Origin of the sequence: Pseudoalteromonas sp. ESRF-bin5, from assembly GCF_002632075.1 — a bacterium.
In the GTDB taxonomy this organism is placed as follows: domain Bacteria; phylum Pseudomonadota; class Gammaproteobacteria; order Enterobacterales; family Alteromonadaceae; genus Pseudoalteromonas; species Pseudoalteromonas marina.
In genome coordinates this window covers 1-21,833 of the sequence record NZ_NTLW01000064.1, presented here as the reverse complement: position 1 = coordinate 21,833, position 21,833 = coordinate 1, and the positions used below count along the sequence as shown (strand labels likewise).

Annotated in this window: 20 protein-coding genes; 3 read left to right on the top strand and 17 right to left on the bottom strand. The window is 40.6% G+C overall.

Annotated features, from left to right (window positions below):
* Positions 1-4: 4 nt before the first annotated feature.
* On the bottom strand, positions 5-1,252 hold the full coding sequence (locus BCG07_RS02400; protein WP_006791231.1) for a glutamate-5-semialdehyde dehydrogenase: 1,248 nt from the start codon (positions 1,250-1,252) through the stop codon (positions 5-7).
* Positions 1,249-2,355 (bottom strand): glutamate 5-kinase, encoded by a 1,107-nt coding sequence (gene proB / locus BCG07_RS02395; protein ID WP_006791232.1) that lies wholly within the window; start codon positions 2,353-2,355, stop codon positions 1,249-1,251. Before proB ends, BCG07_RS02400 begins: the two co-directional genes overlap by 4 nt.
* An 831-nt stretch (positions 2,356-3,186) precedes the next feature.
* Here proB and BCG07_RS02390 point away from each other — a divergent pair.
* Complete coding sequence (locus tag BCG07_RS02390) at positions 3,187-5,028, top strand: cation:proton antiporter (protein ID WP_006791234.1); 1,842 nt, start codon at positions 3,187-3,189, stop codon at positions 5,026-5,028.
* Positions 5,029-5,128: 100 nt separating this feature from the next.
* On the opposite strand, the gene BCG07_RS02385 is transcribed toward BCG07_RS02390, so the two are convergent.
* The 15 genes from BCG07_RS02385 to cutA all read right to left on the bottom strand — a co-directional run bounded on the left by BCG07_RS02385 (position 5,129) and on the right by cutA (position 20,641).
* A complete protein-coding gene (locus BCG07_RS02385) occupies positions 5,129-5,767 on the bottom strand; it encodes a tetratricopeptide repeat protein (protein ID WP_008128241.1) in 639 nt (212 codons plus the stop codon).
* Positions 5,768-5,878: 111 nt separating this feature from the next.
* Positions 5,879-7,192, bottom strand: a complete 1,314-nt coding sequence (locus tag BCG07_RS02380) for an adenylosuccinate synthase (protein ID WP_008128387.1) — start codon at positions 7,190-7,192, stop codon at positions 5,879-5,881.
* 211 nt (positions 7,193-7,403) lie between these two features.
* Positions 7,404-8,282, bottom strand: a complete 879-nt coding sequence (hflC, locus tag BCG07_RS02375) for a protease modulator HflC (protein WP_006791238.1) — start codon at positions 8,280-8,282, stop codon at positions 7,404-7,406.
* 14 nt (positions 8,283-8,296) lie between these two features.
* Positions 8,297-9,457 carry an FtsH protease activity modulator HflK gene (gene hflK, locus BCG07_RS02370; RefSeq protein WP_006791239.1) on the bottom strand — a complete coding sequence of 387 codons (1,161 nt, stop codon included), beginning with the start codon at positions 9,455-9,457 and terminating at the stop codon, positions 8,297-8,299.
* 100 nt (positions 9,458-9,557) lie between these two features.
* Positions 9,558-10,847, bottom strand: coding sequence for a ribosome rescue GTPase HflX (gene hflX / locus BCG07_RS02365; protein WP_010556689.1), 1,290 nt, complete (start codon positions 10,845-10,847; stop codon positions 9,558-9,560).
* A 15-nt stretch (positions 10,848-10,862) separates the two neighbouring features.
* Positions 10,863-11,126 (bottom strand): RNA chaperone Hfq, encoded by a 264-nt coding sequence (gene hfq / locus BCG07_RS02360; protein WP_006791241.1) that lies wholly within the window; start codon positions 11,124-11,126, stop codon positions 10,863-10,865.
* 81 nt (positions 11,127-11,207) lie between these two features.
* Positions 11,208-12,125, bottom strand: coding sequence for a tRNA (adenosine(37)-N6)-dimethylallyltransferase MiaA (miaA, locus tag BCG07_RS02355; protein WP_008128382.1), 918 nt, complete (start codon positions 12,123-12,125; stop codon positions 11,208-11,210).
* A gap of 10 nt (positions 12,126-12,135) precedes the next feature.
* Complete coding sequence (gene mutL, locus BCG07_RS02350; RefSeq protein WP_286888413.1) at positions 12,136-13,968, bottom strand: DNA mismatch repair endonuclease MutL; 1,833 nt, start codon at positions 13,966-13,968, stop codon at positions 12,136-12,138.
* 36 nt (positions 13,969-14,004) lie between these two features.
* Complete coding sequence (locus tag BCG07_RS02345) at positions 14,005-15,300, bottom strand: N-acetylmuramoyl-L-alanine amidase (RefSeq protein WP_502694040.1); 1,296 nt, start codon at positions 15,298-15,300, stop codon at positions 14,005-14,007.
* Positions 15,301-15,379: 79 nt separating this feature from the next.
* Entirely contained in the window at positions 15,380-15,844 is a 465-nt protein-coding gene (gene tsaE, locus BCG07_RS02340) for a tRNA (adenosine(37)-N6)-threonylcarbamoyltransferase complex ATPase subunit type 1 TsaE (RefSeq protein WP_276754043.1), read from the bottom strand.
* Between the two features lie 126 nt (positions 15,845-15,970).
* A complete protein-coding gene (accC, locus tag BCG07_RS02335) occupies positions 15,971-17,311 on the bottom strand; it encodes an acetyl-CoA carboxylase biotin carboxylase subunit (protein ID WP_006791246.1) in 1,341 nt (446 codons plus the stop codon).
* Positions 17,312-17,337: 26 nt separating this feature from the next.
* Positions 17,338-17,805, bottom strand: a complete 468-nt coding sequence (gene accB / locus BCG07_RS02330; protein ID WP_286888408.1) for an acetyl-CoA carboxylase biotin carboxyl carrier protein — start codon at positions 17,803-17,805, stop codon at positions 17,338-17,340.
* 43 nt (positions 17,806-17,848) lie between these two features.
* A complete protein-coding gene (gene aroQ, locus BCG07_RS02325) occupies positions 17,849-18,301 on the bottom strand; it encodes a type II 3-dehydroquinate dehydratase (protein WP_006791248.1) in 453 nt (150 codons plus the stop codon).
* 229 nt (positions 18,302-18,530) lie between these two features.
* Entirely contained in the window at positions 18,531-20,321 is a 1,791-nt protein-coding gene (locus BCG07_RS02320; RefSeq protein WP_286888407.1) for a protein-disulfide reductase DsbD, read from the bottom strand.
* Entirely contained in the window at positions 20,321-20,641 is a 321-nt protein-coding gene (gene cutA, locus BCG07_RS02315; protein WP_286888221.1) for a divalent-cation tolerance protein CutA, read from the bottom strand. Before cutA ends, BCG07_RS02320 begins: the two co-directional genes overlap by 1 nt.
* A gap of 170 nt (positions 20,642-20,811) precedes the next feature.
* On the opposite strand from cutA, the gene BCG07_RS02310 reads away from it, so the two are divergent.
* Positions 20,812-21,288 carry an FxsA family protein gene (locus BCG07_RS02310; RefSeq protein WP_006791251.1) on the top strand — a complete coding sequence of 159 codons (477 nt, stop codon included), beginning with the start codon at positions 20,812-20,814 and terminating at the stop codon, positions 21,286-21,288.
* Between the two features lie 110 nt (positions 21,289-21,398).
* The gene (locus BCG07_RS02305; RefSeq protein ID WP_006791252.1) at positions 21,399-21,686 is read left to right on the top strand and encodes a co-chaperone GroES; all 288 of its coding nucleotides are present in this window, start codon (positions 21,399-21,401) and stop codon (positions 21,684-21,686) included.
* Positions 21,687-21,833: the final 147 nt, after the last annotated feature.

Below are 21,833 nucleotides of genomic sequence, written 5' to 3'. Positions count from 1 at the left end.
AAATTTATTCGCGAACTTGGCCTTCGCCATTCACTAAATATTTTTCTGTTGTGAGTGATTCAAGCCCCATAGGGCCATACGCATGAAGCTTAGATGTAGCAATGCCAATCTCTGCACCCAATCCTAACTGTGAACCATCAGAAAAACGAGACGATGCATTCACCATCACAACTGACGCATCTACACTACGTTGAAATAACTCAGCTGCGGCTTGGTTTTTAGTACAAATCACTTCTGTGTGATTTGAGCCAAATTGAGCAATATGATCAACAGCGGCTGAAAACGTAGGTACTACGCGTATCGCGATTTCTAAATCTAGGTATTCTTCACCAAACTCATCATCAGCTAAAACAGTTGCATCATCAAAGTATTTGGCAGCAAAGCTATCTGCATTGATCTTTACACCTTCTTGACGAAGTACTACCGCACATAAGTTTAGGAACTCATCTGCGATATCTTCATGTACAACCAAACCTTCAAGTGCATTACATACACCCGTTCGTTGTGTTTTACCATTAAGTAATAAATTAATCGCAACCTCTAGGTCTGCGTCTTTATCGACATACAAATGACATACGCCTTTGTAATGCTGAATAACAGGAATGGTACTGTTCTCGGTAACAAAGTTAATCAACCCCTCACCGCCACGAGGAATGATTAAATCGATGCTATCACGTTGCTGCATCAACTCCATAAGAAGTGCACGATCGGGATCTGGAATAACCGAGATTAATGAAACGGGTAAGTTGTGCTTTTCAAGTACACTGTGCATTACACTGGCAATCGCTTGTGAGCTTTTGAGCGCCTCTTTACCACCGCGTAAAATAACGCCATTACCCGATTTAAAGCACAAAGCACCAGCGTCTGCGGTCACATTAGGGCGTGCTTCATAAATCATACAAACAACACCAAGTGGTACGCGCATTTTACGAATTTTAATACCATTAGGTCGTTCGGTGATTTCACGAAGCTGACCCACTGGATCATCCAGGCTTACTATAACTTCTATCCCTTCAGCCATCGATTCTATGCGCTCATCATTCAGAGTTAGACGATCAACCATTGCCGCAGGCAAATTGTTGTCGCGCGCAGCGCTTAAATCACTTTCGTTTTCTTGAATTATAAATGCTTTTTGCTCTCTTAATGCCGCAGCCATTTCTGTTAACACTTGGTTTTTTGTCTCGGTGTCGAGTAAAGCAAGTGTATTTGCAGCTTTAGCTGCCTGACGCGAAATATCCGTAATTAAACTCATGACTTCTCCAATAATGCGATATCTTTTTCTGAAATAACAGGTCCAATAGAATCCTGCATTTTTTCACTAAATTCACTTTGTTCGTTGTCTGCAATGAAATTCAACAAACAACTACTGTAATTTGCGGTCGCTTTAGCTAAACGCGTACCATCTTCACTTCTAACGAGTATGGTGTCGCCAATTGCAAACTCACCATGTACTTCAACAATTTCATCGCCGCGAATTATGCCTGTTTCACCTTCGATTGACTCATCAAATGTTCCATCTACCACAACTTCACCTTGCTCATTCGCGGTGTGTGTCATCCAATGCACCGAATCTTGCATTGGTTTTTCGTATGGTAAAAATATTGTTCCAGGGTTGTCACCCTCTAATAAACGATTAAATGTCTCTTCTTTAAAACCATTAATTATATATGTTGCGATTCCGTGTGATGTTGCTTTTTCTGCCGCTTCTATTTTAGTTTTCATACCGCCAGTACCTACCGCGCTAGTAGCACATCCTGCCATGGCGTAAATAGAATCATCAATTGATTTTATTTCAGGTAATAAAACAGCATCGTCATGAAGATTTGGGTTTTTATCGTATAAACCATCTACGTCTGAAAAAATCAGTAAAGCGTCTGCATCAGCGGCTGCTGCAACCATTGCTGATAAATTATCGTTGTCACCTACTTTAAGGTCATCGGTAGTTACCGCATCATTTTCATTAATGATAGGTAAAACACCATGCTCTAATAATGTAAACACGGTTTCACGAATACTTTGATAACGCTCTCGGTCGCGCAAGTCACCATGAGTGAGCAAAAGCTGGGCAGATGGAAAATCAAAAAAGCGGTCCCACATAGCAATCATTTCAGTTTGACCAGCGGCGGCCATTGCTTTTTTTAATACAACTGAACGGGGTTGGTCCGAAGGGAATAGGTGCGAACCTGCCGCAACAGAACCTGATGAAACTAAAATCACTTCAATGCCGCGAGCACGACAACGAACAATAAACTGTGCGATAGTAAGTATGTAACGAGAACGACAACCGTCTTGATCTGGAGCAATAAGTGCGCTACCTACTTTTAAAACAATGCGTCGCCAATTTAACTTTTGCATAAGTCTTCTACTTTCCATTTTATCTGTGCTCAGTGTTAATGAGCTAAACTAAATAGCTACCAATATATGTAGCTTCGAATTTGTGTTTTTTGGCAACACTTTTAAACACACACAAGAAAGCCAAAATCTAAAAGCGAGGCTTTAAATTTAAGCTCAGATATAAAAAGCAGATACCTTGCAATGAAAGTAATGCCTATAAGAAAGTTTAAAAAGTGTTGTTTATGCATCGCTGTAAAAAGCCTTGGTGACTTTTTTATTAACAACATACATAGAGCCTCTAAAGTCTGGTACACCAACAGATAGGGTGAAGACTAAAGGACCGAGATTTAACCGCCACGATGGGGGTTAAACATTGAAAGATATCAATTCAACTCAAACTTTAAATGCTTGAGATAAACCGTATCAAGTAATTAAATAAATTATATTTTAGACGTTCAAATACTGAACTAGCTTCTAAATAACGATTATACCTAGCAAATATGACCGTAACATTAACGATGAATTTATTTTCCAGATAATTTAATTAGATACCTAATTATTCGAACTCGAAGTATAATACGCTAAATTAGGTCGTAAGATCAAGGCTAAAATTCAAACGACCACATTGAAAAGCGTTTAGTAACAAACTTTTTTACCTTCAAATCATGAAGATAGAAGGTGTTATTGATAATTTATAAAATATTTAGCAACGCTAACCATAATTAATACGTACTAATATTTTGTTAGCGGCTAAAATTAAATAGTAATAGTTGATTTTCCCGTGTATACCCCTTTAATAACAACTAAAATCGTTATACTTTAAATAAAATCATAATAAGGAATTCTTAATCTATGTCAGCAATTTACATAGCCGGTATCGCACTCTGCTCAGTGCTTGCCCAATGGGTAGCGTGGGCATTTAGAGTACCCGCTATTCTTTTTTTATTGCTCACTGGCCTGTTACTTGGGCCATTTAGTGGTGTTTTAGACCCTGATGCACTTTTAGGCGACTTACTCTTCCCTGTCGTATCATTAAGTGTGGCTGTTATTTTATTTGAAGGCGCCCTTACCCTTCACTTTAGGGAGTTAAAGGGAATTGGTAAAGTAGTCAGAAACCTATGCTCCATTGGTATGATTGCAACCTGTGTTGTAATTAGTTTAAGTGCCTATTGGTTACTTGAGCTCAATTGGCGGGTTGCTGCTGTGCTCGGCGCAGTGCTTGTGGTAACAGGCCCGACAGTAATAGCGCCTTTACTAAACTCCATGCGCCCCACACAAGACATAGACCGCATTCTACGCTGGGAAGGGATTGTTATTGACCCTATCGGGGCATTGTTTGCTGTACTGGTATTTGAAGCAGTAATGTTAGTAGGCCAAGGCGAGGTACTAAGCCATACTATTGTTGCTTTAGTTAAAACTGTTGGAGTTGGTCTAACAATAGGGGTAGCAGCAGGCTGGGTTACAACTCAATTAATGCGCCGAGAATGGTTGCCATTTGAATTACATAAGTTTGGTATTTTAGCGCTGGTATTAATTAGCTTTTCTGTATCAAACTACTTAAGCCATGAGTCAGGCTTATTGGCCGTAACGGTATTTGGTATTTGGCTTGCGAATCAAGATGACCTAGAAATAGACTCTGTTTTAGAGTTTAAAGAAGACTTGTCGATGATTCTTATATCAACGCTTTTCATCTTACTCGCAGCCCGTTTGCAGCTTTCCGACTTAATGATGTTAGACAGTGATGTATTTATTTTTTTAGCGATTGTGTTATTCGTAGCACGCCCTTTATGTATTGCTATCTCTACCTTTGGTACCGACTTACCAATTAAATCTCGCTTAGTACTCGCCTGGATTGCGCCAAGGGGTATTGTAGCAGCCGCTGTTGGTTCAGTGTTTGCACTTAGCATGATGGAAGCGGGTGTGGCTGATGCAGAAAAAATGGTTCCACTTATTTTTACAGTTATCATTATAACTGTTGTACTACAAAGCCTAACCGCAATACCTGTGGCTAAGTTACTAGGTGTACGTCAACCATCACCTAATACTATTTTAATTATTGGGGCTAACCATGTGTCACGTGCAATAGGGCGAGGTTTAAAAGAGCAAAATATTCCTGTCCACCTTTCAGATCCTGCCTGGGAAAACTGCAAAATGGCACGTATGGATGGCTTGCCTTGCTATTATGGTAATCCGCAATCAGAGCATGCTGAACGATACTTACCGCTTACAACTATCCGAAGTGTTTTAGCGCTTTCACCAAACAGGCATCACAATGCATTAGGTGTGCAGTATTTTTCACATTTACTCAATGAAAAAAACGTGTTTTCGCTACGCTCATCAACAACACACGCTAAAGCCAACAAAGACAGTGCGACATTTTTATCGCGTCAAATATTATTTGGGGATGAAGGTTCGTACGCTCGCTTAAGCAGTGTCATTGCTAAAGGCGGAAAAGTAAGTGCTACACGTATTTCAGATGAGTTTAGCTGGGAGCAATACTTAGAAATGAACCCTGAGGCTATCCCTTTATTTATTCTTAAAGGAGATAAAGACAACGATGACGATACACCAGCTAAAGTAACACCATTCACACTTAATATGGACAAACCACCTCAAGAAGGTGAGCGTATTGTGGCACTGCACCCCCCAAAAATGTCGTTATTAAAAGACCCTCAACCTAAAGACAAAGAATAAAGTTAACTAAAATAATGCTCACAAAAAAGCCCTAATTTTATTAGGGCTTTTTTCTAAATGTACAGCAACTCGCTTAATTAAAGTTTATTCTTGATTAGTATTACATAGGTAACCGAGCGCGCTCTACTACACTATCAGGCATTTTTTGCGCAAGCTTAGTTAGGGCGTTTTCAATTTTTTTATGCGTTGCTTTATCTGCTACCATTGCATTAAACAACCAACGATATGCATCTTCAAAATCCCGTGGGCTACCGTAGCCATCATTAAACAACTTCACTAAACGTAACTGCGCTTTTAAGTTACCTTGTGCAGAAGCTTCCCGTAAATACGTAATAGCCATGGCTTTATCTTGCTGAACTAGCCTTCCGGTATCGTAATAGCGACCTAACTGCTCAAGCGCTGCCGCTAAGCCTTGCTCAGCAGACTTTCTCATGTAATACACGCCTAGCTCTACATTTCGTTCAACACACACATTATAAGCAAGCATATCGCCATATAAAAATTGATAGGATGGCAATGCCATTTTATTGGCTCGCGCTTCAATATCTTGAACTAGCTGGCAATCATCTGCCTTTACACGCTGCAAATGCACATTTTTATTTATTAACGCGATAAGCTCTGATTCAGTGTATAGCGGTACTGCAGCAGGTGATTCATCTGCTAACGTATTGGAAGATATAAATAAAGACACTGACACTAAGGGCACAGCTAATAACGAACTTTTTAAAAATAGGCGCATGTTCACCACGTACAAAAATTATCTTACTAAATAATATACAAAGATCGTTCCAAGGTGAATTTTAGACACAAAAAAAGCTGCATTTAGCAGCTTTTTTTATATTTATGGTAATTAAGCAAATGGATTGCGAAGTACCATTGTTTCTACACGGTCTGGACCTGTAGAAATAATATCAATTGGAACACCAGTAATTTCTTCAATACGCTTGATGTAATCAATTGCAGCTTTTGGTAAGCCTTCAAGTGAAGTTACACCCACAGTATTTTCAGACCAACCCGGCATCTCTTCATATACTGGTGTTACTTTCTCGTAACCTTCAGCAGCTAATGGTGTTACGTTTGTAACAGTGCCATCTTCAAGCTGGTAGCCAGTACAGATTTTCAATGTTTCTAAGCCATCTAAAACATCAAGCTTAGTTAAACAAAAACCTGAAATACTGTTGATTTGAACTGCACGGCGCATTGCCACTGCATCTAACCAACCAGTACGACGAAGACGACCTGTAGTAGCACCAAACTCATGACCTTTGTCACCTAAGTGCTTACCAACTGGGTCTTGCTTATCAAGGCCATCGTAAAGCTCTGTAGGGAAAGGGCCTGAACCAACACGTGTTGTGTACGCTTTGATAATACCTAACACGTAGTCAAGGTTTAGTGGACCAAAACCAGCACCAGTTGCAACGCCACCAGCGGTCGTGTTTGACGAAGTTACATAAGGATAAGTACCGTGATCAATATCAAGTAATGTACCTTGCGCACCTTCAAATAAAATGTGCTCACCTGCTAAACGTGTTTGGTCTAAAAGCTCAGTTACATCTACAACCATTGCTTTTAAGATATCTGCAACAGCCATCGCATCATCAAACGTTTTTTGGAAATCTACAGCGTCTACTTTATAGTAGTTAACTAGCGTGAAGTTATGGTACTCAAGAACTTCTTTTAGTTTAGCTGCAAATAATTCAGGATTAAATAAGTCACCTACGCGTAAACCGCGACGTGCTACTTTATCTTCGTACGCAGGACCAATGCCACGGCCAGTTGTGCCAATTGGCTTGTCGCCACGGGCTGTTTCGCGGGCTACATCTAATGCAACATGGAAAGGCAAAATTAGCGGACATGCTTCACTTATTAAAAGACGTTCGCGTACTGGTACGCCTCGCTCTTCAAGCATGCCAATTTCTTTCATTAGCGCTTCTGGTGATAAAACAACACCATTACCAATCACACATTTAACATTGTCACGTAATACACCCGATGGAATAAGGTGTAGAACCGTCTTTTTACCTTCGATAACTAAAGTATGACCTGCATTGTGGCCACCTTGATAACGAACTACTAAAGATGCTTTGTCCGTAAGGAGGTCAACTACCTTACCCTTACCTTCGTCACCCCATTGGGTGCCTAATACAACAACGTTTTTACCCATTGTAAATTCACTTAGAGAAAATTAGGACGAGATTTTACCAGAAAACCCAAGTAAAGATCACCCCTGTTCAGCTTATTTTTTCTGCGAAGAATTATTAAATTAAAATATGAGTAAATAACCACATATATAACAGTGGTTTAAAGTTGTAGATTGGATTAAACAAAAAGCCCCGCAAGTGCGGGGCTTTAAATTTTAAAAGTACAAATATAGTCTACTGCGCTTTAGCGCCTTTCATATATTGGAAGAAGTCGCTGTCTGGTGAAAGCACCATCACATCTTGCTTACCTTTAAATGTTTTCTTATACGCTTCTAAAGAACGTACAAAGCTGAAAAACTCTGGATCTTTGTTATATGCATTTGCATAAATAGCGGCAGCATCTGCATCACCTTGACCACGCACTGAGCGTGAGTTACGTTCAGCGTCTGCAAGCATAACTGTCACTCGACGGTCAACGCTAGCACGAATAGTCTCCGCTTTTTCCTGACCCTCAGAGCGGTGCTCTTTAGCAACGGCAGTACGCTCAGCACGCATACGTTGATAAATCGAACTACTTACTTCTTGAGGCAAATTAATTTGCTTAACACGTACGTCTAGCACTTCAATACCTAACTCGCGGGCACTTTCAGATGCTTGAACTAATGCTTCTTCCATAAGCTCACTACGCTCACCCGATACAATTTCACGAATTGTGCGTGTACCAAAGTTAGTACGAAGTCCGTTATTAACCTTTTGCTCAAGTAACGTTTCAGCATATTGCTTGTCGCCACGTGCACGTAAGTAAAAAGCACTAAAGTCGTTAACACGCCATTTAACAAACGAATCAACAATTAAGTCTTTCTTCTCACTTGTCACAAAACGATCTGGCGTTCCATCTAGCGTTTGAATACGTGCATCAATACGACGTACTTGGCTAAAAAATGGGACTTTCAAATGCAAACCTGGGCCATAAACAACCGCTTGATCATCGTCATCTTTTTGTACTTTACTGAACAATAGCACAATTGCTTTTTGCCCTTCAGGTACAACAAATACCGATGAGAAAGACATCACAATGGCAACTAGTAGTATTACTAAACTAAAATTTTTCATTATGCTTATCTCCCCTAGTTAAAGCGATCGTTGTTAAAGCGGTCGTTGCTGCTATTAACGGTGCTGTTACGTGATGTATTTACTTTGTTTCTTAAGTCTTGAATGTCACTTGAGCTTGGTAACGCAACACGTGTTGCAGTGCCTTGCTTTTCCATGATTTTATCAAGAGGTAAGTACATCATGTTATTACCACCCTTCACATCAACTAACACCTTAGAACTGCTACCTAACACTTCTTCCATTGCATCAATGTATAAGCGTTCACGCGTTACTTCTTTAGCCGCTAAATACTCAGGTAGTAGCTTTTCAAAACGAGCAACCTCACCTTGTGCCTCTAATGTAATGCGCTCTTGGTAACCTTCAGCTTCTTGCGTCATACGTGTTACTTGACCACGTGCACGTGGTTCAATTTCACGCGCATACGCTTCTGCTTCACGAATGAAACGCTCTTCATCTTCTTGCGCTGCAATCGCATCATCAAACGCATCTTTAACTTCAGTAGGTGGGCGAGAATCTTTAAAGTTAACATCAGTAACAATTAAACCAAGATTGTATGGTTCGATTACCTTGTTAAGCTCATCCCATGTATTTTGACGCACTTCTTCACGGCCGTTCGTTAAAACTTGGTCCATTTTTGCATGACCCACAACATAACGCAGTGCACTGTCTAGCGCTTCTTCTAAACTGCTATCAGCATTCGTTACGCTAAACTTGTAAAGGTATGGGTCAATAACACGGTATTGCACCTGAAACTCAACACTTACCACGTTTTCATCTTCAGTAAGCATAAAGCCAGACGCCGACAGTGAACGAACGGCTTCGATATCAACTGGGATAACCGTTTCAATAAACGTCATTTTCCAACGCAGGCCTGGTTCAGCAATTCGGTCATATTTACCAAACTGCAAAACAACACCACGTTCGGCTTCTTTAACCGTATAAATACCACTTAACGCCCACACAATAGCGGCGATAATGAGGATAAATGAAATACCGGCTCCGCCAAGTCCGCCACCGCTTCCATTGCCGGATTTTTTACCGCCAAATAAGCCGCCGAACTTGTTACTAAACTTACGGAACACCTCGTCTAAATCAGGTGGGCCTTGATCACGTCCGCCTTTATTGTTCCACGGATCTTTGTCATTGCCATTATTACCCGGTTCATTCCAGGCCATAGCTATACTCCATTGTTATCTAAATAAATTAGGAAATTGTGTTAAATCTATCAAATCTACTGCGTTTCTCATACAAAAACCGACATTTAAACGTCAATTTTTAATCTCGGTTGATAAAACCAACAATTTCAGGACCAAATTCTTTAATTAAGCGATTCCATTCAACCATTGGCATTCTTACATCTAGTAGCCAATTGCCTTGTTCATCAAATCGCTCTTCATGCACCGCATTTAAGCTAAAAAGTGAAGCCCTTAAACGCCCGTATAATGGGGTTAATAAAAGCGTTTCACTAAACATTTTTTTAGCAAGCAATTCGCTAATGGCTTCGCTTAGTAATTCACACCCTTCACCCGTTTGTGCAGATAACCATACTCTTATAGGTTGACCTTCACTATCTCGATCAATACGCGGAGCAACATTGTCAAGCGCATCAATTTTATTATAAATTAATAGCTGTGGAACGTCATCGGCTTCAATTTCTTTAAGCACCGATTGCACTTGTTCAATATTTTCTTTAATCCGCGAATCAGCAGCATCAATTACGTGTAACTGCAAATCGGCTTCACGTGTTTCGGTCAATGTTGCTTTAAATGCAGCCACTAAATCGTGAGGCAAATGACGGATAAAACCCACGGTATCGGCTAAAATCACTTGGCCAACATCACCCAACTCCAGTTTACGCAGTGTTGGGTCAAGCGTCGCAAAAAGCTGATCGGCAGCATAGACCTCAGAATCTGTAATACGATTAAATAATGTAGATTTACCCGCATTAGTGTAACCCACTAACGACACCGTTGGAATTTCATTACGGTTACGCGCGCGTCTACCCTGCTCACGCTGGACTGCCACTTTTTGTAGTCGTGCACGAATACTTTGAATACGTACGCGCAGTAAACGCCTATCGGTCTCTAATTGAGTTTCACCTGGTCCACGTAAACCAATACCGCCCTTTTGACGCTCAAGGTGAGTCCACCCTCGGATCAGCCGAGTAGACATATGACGAAGTTGTGCCAATTCAACCTGCAATTTACCCTCATGGGTACGTGCACGTTGGGCAAAAATATCAAGAATAAGGGTCGTTCTATCAAGCACACGGCACTGACAAACGCGCTCTAAGTTGCGTTCTTGTGACGGTCTGAGTTGATGATTAAAAATAACGACATCTGCATTGTGGATTTTGACAATCTCAGCTATTTCTTCTGCTTTACCGGTACCGACGAATAGTTTCGGATGTGGTGCTTGACGGCTGCCTTGCACAACCGCCAAACTACTAACACCAGCAGAAGATACCAACATCTCTAATTCATGAAGATCTTCACGATCCCCTTCTTTAGGTAAGTCGATATGAACTAAAATTGCCTGTTCGCCGGATTCATAGCGGTCAAACAAGCATTACGCTCCTAATTAAAAGTTTCCAGCTTCTGGTTCTTCAGTGTCATCGCTCCCTTGAACACCTTGGAAGTTGACTGCGCGAGCAGGTACAACTGTTGAAATTGCGTGTTTGTAAACCATTTGGTTTACCGTGTTTTCAAGTAAAATAACAAATTGATCAAATGACTGGATTTTACCTTGTAATTTTATGCCATTAACCAAAAAGATTGATACCGGAATGCGCTCACGACGTAGTGCATTCAAAAATGGGTCTTGTAACGATTGGCCTTTTGCCATGTTATTCTTCCTTCGTTCTAGGTGTTATTATAATTAAGTGGCTGAACTCATTTAATAAAGCTAAATCATATCCAACTACTACTAGCTTAGCGAACTTACTACATGATGCAAGTTTTCTTCATCGCCGGTTGTTAACCAAGTAACATCAGGCCAACTTCTCAACCAAGTTAATTGACGCTTAGCCAATTGCCGGGTTGCTGCAATACCTCGAAATACCATTTCATCATGACTTACTTCACCCGCAAGGTAATCCCACATCTGTCTATAGCCCACACAACGAATAGAAGGCATATTGTGATGTAAATCTTTACGTAGATATAAGGCCGAAACTTCATTTTCAAACCCCTGATCTATCATTATTTTAAACCTTTCTTCAATTCGTTGATGTAATTCACTTCGCTCTTGCGGCGCGATGGCAAATTGATGAAAAGTATACGGTAAAGGTGGCTGCTTTTGCTTTTGCAGTTCAGTCATTGTTTTACCGGTTAATCGATATACCTCCAGCGCACGGTTAATTCTTTGCGAGTCGTTTTCACTCATTTTTTGTGCCGCTTGTGGATCTATTTTTACGAGTTCTTGATACAAGTGTGGCCAGCCAAACTCACTAGCCTCTGCTTCAAGTTGAGCCCTTATAGCTGGGTCTGCCTCAGGCAGAGGCGATAAACCGTCAATAAGTGCCTTGAAGTACAGCATTGTACCTCCAACTAATACAGGTACTTTACCTTGTTGATGAAATTCATCAATTTTTTTTATTGCATCACGCCTAAAATCTGCAACAGAATACGTTTCACTCGGGTCAAGCAGATCAATAAGATGATGTGGAGCGCGAGCTAATTCTTCTGAATCAGGTTTTGCAGTGCCAATGTCCATACCTTTATACACTAATGCTGAATCGACGCTGATTATCTCTGTATTTAAATGCTCGCACAAAGAAATAGCCAATGCTGTTTTACCTGCAGCAGTGGGACCCATTAAAAATATAACTGGTAATTGACTCAACACGAACACCCTAATTTAATTGCGCTAAATACTGACTTAGCTCTATTTTAACTGCTTTTTCACGCAAGCGTTCAATAGTTTGCGGATTATTTTGTAAGCGCATTTGTTGAGTTATAAATACGTTGCTAGCATAAAAGCGCGGCGGTATACATTCTGCCTGCCATTTTAACCAACCTTCTATGTTTTCAAGCTGCCTTTTACAGGCGCTTAGTAACTCGTTAACAGCATTACTTACATCAAGTAAATACAAACATGATGGCAGCTTTTTAACCATAACAAACTGCTTCTCAATCACCAATTCAAAGCCAAGCAGCGTGAACCACGATTGCTGCCCTTCGATTAGCAAACAGTCTTCTTTTGATAAATTAACCCTTACAGGTAATAACAATGCTTTACCTTCAAGGCTACCTTGCTCTTTAATTTGCTCATGCCAATCATCAACTATGGCGTATTTAAAATGTGAGCAAAATAGCTCCTGCTGCGCACTAAAGACACAGTTTCCATCATGCAAACTAATAATAGACACCATATTTACAGCACTTTGATCAGGTACTGATGAATCTTGCTGAGTGGTTTGCGCCACGACATCAAAGTGCGCAGCATGTTGTTCACTCACTCCTTGATAAAACGCATTCACGTCTTGATGGTTTGCACTTGATGATGCTCTGTATTCGCCACCACCACTTTTTGCACCAGTTGAACTTGAACTACCTGAGTAATTTGGTTGTAACTGAGATTTAGGATAATCGTAACCGCCGCTAGTCTCATTTTTAGATGTCGACGGATGCATGGCATGAGTAAATGCAGGTAAATGATCATCAGCTGTCGTTACCGCTTCATTGTTAAACTCACCTTGCAATGGCACAACAACTTGCTTGATCGCTTGTAAAATAAAGTCATGTACTAAGCGACCTTGATGAAAACGTACTTCATGCTTTGCTGGGTGTACATTTACATCAACTTGGCGTGGGTCAATATCAATATAAATTACAAACCCTGGTAGCTCTTGTACCCCACTAACTTCTTCAAATGCCTGACGAATAGCGTGTAAAATGAGCTTATCGCGCATCATACGATTATTTACATACGTGTACTGCGTTGTATTTACAGAGCCTACCGGTAAAACCCACCCATGTAGTTGAAGCCCTGCTTCCCCTGATTGAATATGAAGTCCTTGCTCTGCAAACGCCTTACCCGCAACTTGTGCAACGCGAGTTATGGCGTGAGCGGGATCTGTTTTTGCGCGGTATTGCCTAACTACTTTTTCGTTATGAGTCAGCGTAATCGATACATCAAACCGGCTAAGCGCTATACGCTTAATGAGCTCATCAATATGGGTAAACTCTGTTTTTTCGGTACGTAAAAATTTGCGCCGTGCAGGGGTATTAAAAAATAGATCTTTAACCTCAATGGTGGTGCCATCAGGGTGAGCAACCGGCTTAACTTGCACAGCCATATCACGGCCTTCTGCAAATGCTTGCCAAGCAGCGTCTTGAGTCTTTGGTTTGGAGCTGAGGGTTAATCGCGATACTGAGCTAATTGAAGCTAATGCCTCACCCCTAAAACCTAGTGAACAAATATTTTCTAAATCATCAAGCGACTTTAACTTACTTGTCGCATGGCGAGAAAGCGCAAGTGTGAGCTCTTCTTTACCTATACCCGAGCCATTATCACGAATACGAATAAGCTTATGGCCACCACGCTCTATCTCTATTTGAATACGAGTAGCGCCAGCATCTAGGCTATTTTCAACAAGCTCTTTTACTACCGACGCTGGACGCTCAACCACTTCACCTGCGGCAATCTGGTTGGCTAAACGGGCAGGTAGTATTTCAATATTCATGATATTTCCTAGCAAACTGCGTGCAGATTTATGTAATTAACTTTGTGGTATGTCGAGCTCTTGACCAATAAAAAGCGTGTTTGAATTTAGTTTATTTACTTTTTTTATTTTACTTATGCTGATCCCATAACGGCTTGCCAACATACTTAAAGATTCACCCGGACGTACTTTATGTTTTGTAGGGTATTGCGACTTTAATTTTGCAAACAACGAATCATCTGGTGGGTTTTTCAAATAGTAATTTTTGATTGAAGTGAACATAGCCTTGGCTAAACGCTCTTGATGACTTGCACTTTTCAATAATTTTTCTTCTCGCGGGTTAGATATAAACCCCGTTTCGACCAAAATAGAGGGAATATCTGGCGACTTAAGAACCGCAAGGCTAGCATGTTGCGGGTCTTTTTTATGAAGCTTTGCAACTTTCCGTAGCTCTTTAACTACTTCTTCTGCAACGTTTAAGCCGGTTTTCATTGAATGATCCATCGACATATCAAGTAATGCTTGCGCTAAGTATTTTTCGTTAGCCGCATCTTTCATTACATCGGCTGCACCACCGAGCAACTCGGAATGCTTTTCTTTATCTTCTATCCATTTACCGATTTCAGAATTAGCTCTTCGTAATGACAACACCCATACCGATGCACCATTAGGACCAGGGCTTGTAAATGCATCTGCGTGAATAGACACAAAAAAGTCGGCTTTTTTCTCTCGTGCTCTGTTTGTTCTCGTATTAAGTTTTACAAAGTAATCGCCACTTCGTACCATACGCGAAATCATGCCCCGCTCAGCGTCTATCATTCGCTCAAGACGCTTAGCTATTTGCAACGTAACCGTTTTTTCATACGTGCCTGATGGCCCTATTGAGCCAGGGTCCTCTCCGCCATGCCCCGCATCGATAGCAATTACAATATCGCGTTCTTGGCTAAGTTGACGTTTTTTAGCAGCTTTTTGTGCAGGTGAAGCCACTGGTTCTGGTTCACTTTTATTATATAAATCGACCACAAGCCTATTTTTGTATGGACCAGTAGGCGCAAGCGCAAATAGCACTGGTTTTACGGGTGCGCTTAGCTCAAATACTAAACGAACGCTTTGCTTATTTTTGGGCTTTGAGTAACGTAATTTGCTAACAATTTGGTGCTTAGGTGGCACACCGGGTAGTACTTTAAGCTCTTTGGTGTTTTCTAGGTCAACCACTAAGCGGCTTGGGTTTTTTAGCATAAAATAACTAAAATCGGGTTTATCGTCTAAATCAAATACAACGCGTGTACTATCTGGAGATGGCCACACACGCACACTATTTATCGTGTTTTGTGCCCACAAAGAAAAGCTCATGATGAAAATCATAAGAAAAACTGAGAGTTTAACTGCGCCTCGATTCATTTGATAATTACTGCCTTCACTATTTTATTATTTATTTTTTTAGTTTATCGACAATTGCTGCACCACGTTCACTGGTACTTTTGAACACAATTTTACGCTCGTCACCTACATAGCTTAGCGTTATATCTAAATCGGGTACAGGAATAAACTCTCCACCCTTTTCTGGCCATTCAACAACACAAATAGCCTGCGGTGAAAAATAATCGCGTATACCCATAAATTCAAGTTCTTCTGGATCACCTAAACGATACAAGTCAAAGTGATAAACGTTTGCACGGTCAAGCTCATAGGGTTCAACCAGTGTATATGTTGGACTCTTAACTTTACCTGTATGACCAAAGCCTTGCACCACACCACGTGTAAACGTTGTTTTACCAGCGCCTAAATCACCATGTAAATAAATCACAGCACCTTGCTCAATAATTGCTGCTACTTGCTTACCCATTGCAACAGTTGCAAGTTCATCATTTAAGTGAGATTCAAAACTACGGGTCATTATTACCTCAAAATTAACTTAAAAGCGCATATTAGCTAATCATACCAGATTATTTATTTATGGCGATAAATTGAAGTTTCAGGCATAAAAAAACCGGCAAAAGCCGGTTTTTTTAATTTAGGAAGATTACAAACCTAACTTTTTCTCAAGGTAGTGGATATTAGTTCCACCATTTTGGAAATTCTCATCTGCAAGAATACGCTTATGCAAAGGAGTATTAGTTTTAATTCCATCAATAACTAATTCGTTTAGTGCATTACGTGCACGGGCAATAGCCACATCACGGTTTTCACCGTAAGTAATTAGCTTGCCAACCATTGAATCGTAGTGAGGTGGTACAGTGTAGTCAGCATAAATATGGCTGTCCCAACGAATACCTAACCCACCAGCGGGGTGAAAGCGTGTAATTTTACCCGGTGACGGGATAAACGTTTCAGGGTCTTCAGCATTAATTCTACACTCAATCGCATGGCCACGAATAACGACGTCGTCTTGCGTGAACGATAATGGCTGACCCGCTGCTATTTTTAGCTGTTCTTTGATTAAGTCAATACCCGTAACCATTTCTGTTACTGGATGCTCAACCTGAATACGGGTATTCATTTCAATGAAGTAAAACTCGCCGTTTTCGTATAAAAACTCAAACGTACCCGCGCCACGGTAACCAATTTCAATACACGCACGTGTACAACGCTCACCAATAAACTTACGTGTTTCAGCTGTTATGCCTGGAGCAGGAGCCTCTTCAACTACCTTTTGATGACGGCGCTGCATTGAACAGTCGCGCTCACCTAAGTGAACTGCATTACCTTGTCCGTCGGCTAATACTTGTACTTCGATATGACGTGGGTTTTCAAGGTATTTCTCCATGTAAACCATACCATTACCAAAAAACTGTTTAGCTTCTTGCTGCGTTAGTGAAATTGAATTTACTAATTCAGATTCATTGCGTACTACACGCATACCACGACCACCGCCGCCGCCAGCTGCTTTAATAATAACCGGATAACCAATGCGCTTAGCAATTTGCATGTTGCGTTCGTTATCGTCTGTTACAGGACCATCAGAACCCGGTACACATGGAACGCCAGCTTTACGCATTGCGGCAATAGCAGATACTTTATCGCCCATTAGACGAATTGTGTCGCCTTTTGGTCCAATAAATACAAAACCACTTTGCTCAACTTGGTCTGCAAAATCTGCGTTTTCTGCAAGAAAACCATAACCTGGGTGAATCGCTACCGCATCAGTTATTTCGGCCGCAGCAATAATGCGCGGTATATCTAAATAACTATCTGTTGCTGATGGCTTACCAATACAGATGGTTTCATCTGCAAGCAATACATGCTTAAGATCGCGATCCGCCGTTGAATGAACAGCAACCGTTTTGATCCCAAGCTCTTTGCAGGCGCGCAATATACGAAGTGCTATTTCACCTCGGTTTGCTATGACTACTTTATCTAACATTAGAGTTGGCCTTTTACGTTATGCTATTAGTCAATGATGAATAGAGGTTGGTCAAATTCAATTGGCTCGCCATTTTCAGCTAAAATTGCGCGTACAGTACCCGCTTTATCAGCTTCAATTTGGTTCATCATTTTCATGGCTTCAATAATACACAGTGTATCGCCTACATTAACTTTAGAGCCTACTTCTACGTAAGCAGGTGCCTCTGGAGAAGATGCTGAGTAAAATGAACCAACCATAGGTGATTTAACTTGATGACCCGTTGTTGCAGCAGGCGCAGCTTCTGCTTCAACTGCTACAGGTGCTGCAGGGGCTGACGCTTGCTGTGCAGGAGCTGGTGCATATTGTTGTGGTGCAAATTGTGGGTAAGCTGGACCCGCACTCATGTTGTTACGGTTTATGCGTACCGACTCTTCACCTTCAGTGATTTCTAGTTCCGCAATGCCCGATTCTTCTACTAATTCGATAAGTTTTTTTATCTTGCGAATATCCATTACACGACCCGCCTGTTAGTTTGTTAGTGTGTTAATTTTTAAATTAAATTGCGTTTTGCGACCGGTTAACCGCTGCATTTAATGCTGCGTGGTAACCCATTGCACCTAATCCACATATAACGCCTTGTGCCACATCTGAAAAATAAGAATGATGGCGAAAAGCTTCACGTGCGTGCACATTGCTCAAGTGCACCTCATAAAACGGAATATCAACACTTAACAATGCATCACGTAATGCAACGCTTGTATGCGTAAATGCTGCGGGGTTAATAATGATACAATCAACCGCTTGCCAAGCATTATGAATTCGTTCTATGAGCGCTTGCTCACCATTACTTTGAAAGTGCGTAAGTTCAACATTCAGACTATTAGCGGTATTTGTTAGTTCGCTCATAATCTCGCTAAGTGTTTGCGTACCGTATTTTTCTGGCTCGCGCTTTCCTAGCATGTTTAAATTTGGACCATTAACAACTAAAATCTTTAATTTTGCAGCCATAATACGCGATATACCCTCTAAGTAATGAGTTAAGCCATTGCTAGCTATTTTTTAACTTTAAACTAAGCATAAAAAAGCTAAATTGCAACATTTTCTCACGTTAGCTGGGTATTATAGTGATTTCGACGTAAATAACAGCAAAATACTGGTCCAATCACTATTTAAGGTACATTTTGAAAGGTATAAATAACAAAGCCACTTAGTAAACTTAAGTGGCTTTATTGCACTATTATTGTGCGCTGGCACGCACTGTAGCAAGGTGTTTAGCAAAATCCTCAGCATTTAAAAAGCCTGTCACTCGCAACGTGCTTAGCTCTTGCCCTTGAGTATTAAAAAACAAAATACTCGGTAATCCGAACACGTCATACTCTTCCATTAGCTCAATAGTTTTACTATCACTTTCAGTTAAATCGATTTGAATTAACTGATAATGGCTAAACTCCTTTTGCACATTTTCATCGGGAAAGGTGTAATGTTCAAACTCTTTACACGCAACACACCAATCGGCGTATAAATCGACCATAACGAGTCGACCTTGTTTATTGGCATCATCGACCGCGACTTTTAGTTCGGCTAAATTGGCAACGTGTTTAAACTCGTTTTTTTGTGAGTTTACTTGGACTTGTACAGGCCAAAAATAGTCTTTAGCTAAACTAAATCCAGTAAATACCAACAACATGGCTGCAAACCATAAAGCTGTTTTTAATTTACTTTGCTGCTGATTACTTTGCCAATGGTGTAAGTACAAAGCAGCAGCTAACGCCAATATACCTGCCATAAGTAATATAATGTTGGCGCTAATCAAACGCTCTAACAATATTAGCGGAACGACCAACATTACAAAGCCAAATAAGGTTTTAACTTGCTCCATCCAACCGCCTGCTTTAGGTAGCAATTTACCACCCGATGTACCAAGCAATAATAAAGGTAACCCCATACCTAAACTCAATACATACAACGTTAGCCCGCCCACTAAGTAATCACCACTTTGCGCAACGTATAATAAAGCGGCTGATAGCGGCGCCGTAGTACAAGGTGATGCAATTAAACCGGATAATACCCCCATCAAAAATACACCAACATAGTTGCCACCTTTTTGATTATTACTTACCTGCGTGAGTTTATTCATCACACTGCTAGGGAGTTTTATTTCGTACCAACCAAACATCGACATAGCCAGTAATACAAATAATAAGCTAAAGCTAATAAGTACATAGGGGTGCTGTAAATACCCTTGTACTTGTCCACCTAATGCTGCAACAACTAACCCTAATGCTGCATAAGTTACCGCCATGCCTTGTATGTATACGAACGAAAGTGCAAAGGCTTTTTTAGTTGATAAATTTTGTTGCCCAGCAATTAAGCTCGACAAAATAGGAAACATCGGGAACACACATGGTGTAAAAGCAAGCCCCACGCCCACTGCAAAAAATACTAATAAGTTAATAGCTAAACTTTGACTTGCCAGTTGCTCAGTAAAAGAAAGATCTTTTTTAGTGATAGCAGCATCCGGTTGCGATGTTGATTCGGTTAATGCGCTTGCAGCATTAGACGGTGTTGCATTTTGCGATTGCTCGCCTGCAATCACACTCAATGGAATAGTGATAACTTCAGGCGGGTAACAGAGTCCAGCCTCAGCACAGCCTTGATAACGCACTTTGACTACGGCGCCTTCATTTACGTCACTCAGCTTACTGATGATACTAACGCTTTGAAAAAACACCTCTGTTTTACCAAAAAATTCATCTTCGATAATCTCGCCATCACCTAAGCTTCCTACATCAATGCTGGCATCTTTAGCGAGTATCTCTATTTTTTGCTTATATAAATAGTAACCTGGCGCAATATCCCACCCTATAAACAAGGTGCGACCTTGCTGATCAAAGTCAAACTCAAACGCTTGTGTTACGGGTAAAAAGGTTTGCTGCGAGGGCGCTAATAAATCATTAAGCACATTATTTGATGTAGCCTTTGCAGGGGCTATTAATAATGTCACTAATAGCAAAAACAAAAAGCGCATTAATGTAATACCTCATCCATCCAGTTAAAATAAGCCAAGTTCCCGGTTGTTATGTCAATAACTTGTATCTCAGGTACTTCGTAGCTATGCATCGCTTTTATAGTTAAAAACACATCGTTCATTTTCTCTGTTTTGGTTTTAACTAGCATTTTAACTTCTATCATTTCTTTTACCTCACCCTCCCACATATAAATAGAAGACATTGCTGGTAAAATATTGACACACGCGGCCAGCTTTTTTTCTACCAAAGCTTTACCAAGCATGCGTGCTTCATCCTCGTTTTTACAGGTAGTAAAAATTAATTTAAATTGTGTATTCATTATGAACCTTTACTTGTTGAACGATGTCTAGCTTCATAGTATCTGATAGGTAAGCCAATGTGTAGAAATCCAGTTAAATGACACTACCTACGCATTAACCTTGAAAAGAGACCTATTAACCCTCACTTATATTTCATCAACTCTTACGAGTACCTTATTTAGAGAGCATTATGTTTAGATTTTTATTTGTGTTGTTTATTATCATCCCTATTATCGAAATCGCCTTGTTAATTCAAGTAAGCGACGTAATAGGGGGTGTAGCGACTATTGCACTAGTGGTTATTACCGCAATTTTAGGCGCTAAGATGGTGAAACAACAAGGTATGGGCGCGCTTCAAAATGCGCAAACGCAAATGGCGCAAGGCCAGATGCCTGCTAAAGAATTATTCACGGGAATATGCGTTATTATTGCCGGTGTACTATTGTTAACGCCAGGCATCATGACTGACGTTTTTGGCTTACTTTTATTAACCCCTGCAATTCGTAATAAATTAGCTGCAGGCCTTGCAAGTCAGGCAACCGTGAGAATGAGTGCGGGCATGCAACAAGGTCCTTCCCCATACGCGCAACAACCGCACTCAATGCGTGACCAGCAACAAACCGAACAACCAACAACCATTGATGGTGAGTTTGAACGAAAAGATTAAAAATTTATCATTTTTTCTCTTGGAATTTTTTACTCTACCCCCATTAATGAATGCAAATTAGAAAAGCTTTTTTCTGTACTGTTCAGAAACTGTTAGGAGAACTAAAAAACATGAACATTCGTCCTTTACAAGATCGCGTAATCGTTAAACGTCTAGAAGAAGAAACAAAATCTGCTGGCGGTATTGTATTAACTGGCTCTGCAGCTGAAAAATCAACTCGCGGAGAAGTAGTAGCCGTAGGTAATGGTCGTATTTTAGATAACGGTGACGTTAGAGCTTTAGAAGTAAAAGCCGGTGACACTGTGTTATTTGGCTCATATGTTGAGAAAACTGAAAAGATCGAAGGTCAAGAGTACCTGATCATGCGTGAAGACAACATTTTAGGCATTGTAGGCTAAGCCTACTTTTCGTTTAACACACATTTAAGAATTTAGAGGAATTTAAAAAATGGCAGCTAAAGAAGTACTTTTTGCAGGTGACGCACGCGCTAAAATGCTAACTGGCGTAAACATCCTAGCAAACGCAGTTAAAGTTACATTAGGTCC

Coding starts and splice junctions, on each gene's coding strand:
- BCG07_RS02400 (WP_006791231.1), bottom strand. CDS start 1,252: ATGAGTTTAATTACGGATATTTCGCGTCAGGCAGCTAAAGCTGCAAAT.
- proB (WP_006791232.1), bottom strand. CDS start 2,355: ATGCAAAAGTTAAATTGGCGACGCATTGTTTTAAAAGTAGGTAGCGCA.
- BCG07_RS02390 (WP_006791234.1), top strand. CDS start 3,187: ATGTCAGCAATTTACATAGCCGGTATCGCACTCTGCTCAGTGCTTGCC.
- BCG07_RS02385 (WP_008128241.1), bottom strand. CDS start 5,767: ATGCGCCTATTTTTAAAAAGTTCGTTATTAGCTGTGCCCTTAGTGTCA.
- BCG07_RS02380 (WP_008128387.1), bottom strand. CDS start 7,192: ATGGGTAAAAACGTTGTTGTATTAGGCACCCAATGGGGTGACGAAGGT.
- hflC (WP_006791238.1), bottom strand. CDS start 8,282: ATGAAAAATTTTAGTTTAGTAATACTACTAGTTGCCATTGTGATGTCT.
- hflK (WP_006791239.1), bottom strand. CDS start 9,457: ATGGCCTGGAATGAACCGGGTAATAATGGCAATGACAAAGATCCGTGG.
- hfq (WP_006791241.1), bottom strand. CDS start 11,126: ATGGCAAAAGGCCAATCGTTACAAGACCCATTTTTGAATGCACTACGT.
- mutL (WP_286888413.1), bottom strand. CDS start 13,968: ATGAATATTGAAATACTACCTGCCCGTTTAGCCAACCAGATTGCCGCA.
- BCG07_RS02345 (WP_502694040.1), bottom strand. CDS start 15,300: ATGAGCTTTTCTTTGTGGGCACAAAACACGATAAATAGTGTGCGTGTG.
- tsaE (WP_276754043.1), bottom strand. CDS start 15,844: ATGACCCGTAGTTTTGAATCTCACTTAAATGATGAACTTGCAACTGTT.
- accC (WP_006791246.1), bottom strand. CDS start 17,311: ATGTTAGATAAAGTAGTCATAGCAAACCGAGGTGAAATAGCACTTCGT.
- accB (WP_286888408.1), bottom strand. CDS start 17,805: ATGGATATTCGCAAGATAAAAAAACTTATCGAATTAGTAGAAGAATCG.
- aroQ (WP_006791248.1), bottom strand. CDS start 18,301: ATGGCTGCAAAATTAAAGATTTTAGTTGTTAATGGTCCAAATTTAAAC.
- BCG07_RS02320 (WP_286888407.1), bottom strand. CDS start 20,321: ATGCGCTTTTTGTTTTTGCTATTAGTGACATTATTAATAGCCCCTGCA.
- cutA (WP_286888221.1), bottom strand. CDS start 20,641: ATGAATACACAATTTAAATTAATTTTTACTACCTGTAAAAACGAGGAT.
- BCG07_RS02310 (WP_006791251.1), top strand. CDS start 20,812: ATGTTTAGATTTTTATTTGTGTTGTTTATTATCATCCCTATTATCGAA.
- BCG07_RS02305 (WP_006791252.1), top strand. CDS start 21,399: ATGAACATTCGTCCTTTACAAGATCGCGTAATCGTTAAACGTCTAGAA.